This is a genomic window from Bacillus sp. SIMBA_008 (assembly GCF_046535495.1).
Taxonomy (GTDB): Bacteria; Bacillota; Bacilli; order Bacillales; family Bacillaceae; genus Bacillus; species Bacillus subtilis.
In genome coordinates this window covers 1-257 of sequence record NZ_JAWRWL010000785.1, presented here as the reverse complement: position 1 = coordinate 257, position 257 = coordinate 1, and the positions used below count along the sequence as shown (strand labels likewise).

Sequence of the window (257 nt, the reverse complement as noted above, 5' to 3'; positions counted from 1 at the left end):
ATTCCTCCATTCGAAAAGATGAATTACAGCCATAGCTTTTGTCATGGAGTGACGAATTATACACGTTTTTTAACAGTACCAGCCGCCATTAACGGATAAAACTTGACCTGTCATATAACTTGACTGCTTTGAGGCGAGAAACCAAATGACATCAGCAATCTCCTCAGGTGATGCAAGCCGGCCAAGCGGGATTTCTTCCTCCAGCATGTCAATATCTTCTTGTGTGAAGCTTTTCATCATGTCTGTATGGACGGCAC

General features: G+C 43.2%; 1 protein-coding gene. It reads right to left on the bottom strand.

Features of this window, described 5'->3' with window-relative positions; translation table 11 throughout:
• Positions 1–69: 69 nt before the first annotated feature.
• Positions 70–257: SDR family oxidoreductase (locus SB658_RS25450; protein WP_410603221.1), on the bottom strand; the 188-nt coding region annotated here is incomplete at its 5' end.